The organism is Paraburkholderia sp. SIMBA_053, assembly GCF_046534895.1.
Lineage (GTDB): Bacteria > Pseudomonadota > Gammaproteobacteria > Burkholderiales > Burkholderiaceae > Paraburkholderia > Paraburkholderia caledonica.
This window is the reverse complement of record NZ_JAWRXU010001528.1, coordinates 1-242: the sequence shown is the minus strand read 5'-3', so window position 1 is coordinate 242 and position 242 is coordinate 1. Positions and strand designations below refer to the sequence as shown.

The following is a 242-nucleotide window of genomic DNA, read 5'->3' as shown; positions in this document are numbered from 1 at the left end:
GCACGCAATTCGGTCTCGCGACGACGCTCTTCTACGTCGCCTACATCGCGTTCGGCATTCCGGGCAACGTCGTGCTGGCGCGCATCGGCGCGCGCAGGTGGATCGGCACGATCATGATTGCGTGGGGGCTTGCGTCGACGGCGACGATGTTCGCGTCGAGCCCCGGCACGCTGTACGTGTTGCGCGTGCTGGTCGGCGTGACGGAAGCGGGCTTTCTGCCAGGCATTCTGCTGTATCTGACC

The 242-nt window shown here is 65.3% G+C and carries 1 protein-coding gene; it reads left to right on the top strand.

What is annotated here, in order from left to right:
- Positions 1 to 242: MFS transporter (locus SB753_RS40690; protein ID WP_410805628.1), on the top strand; the 242-nt coding region annotated here is incomplete at both ends.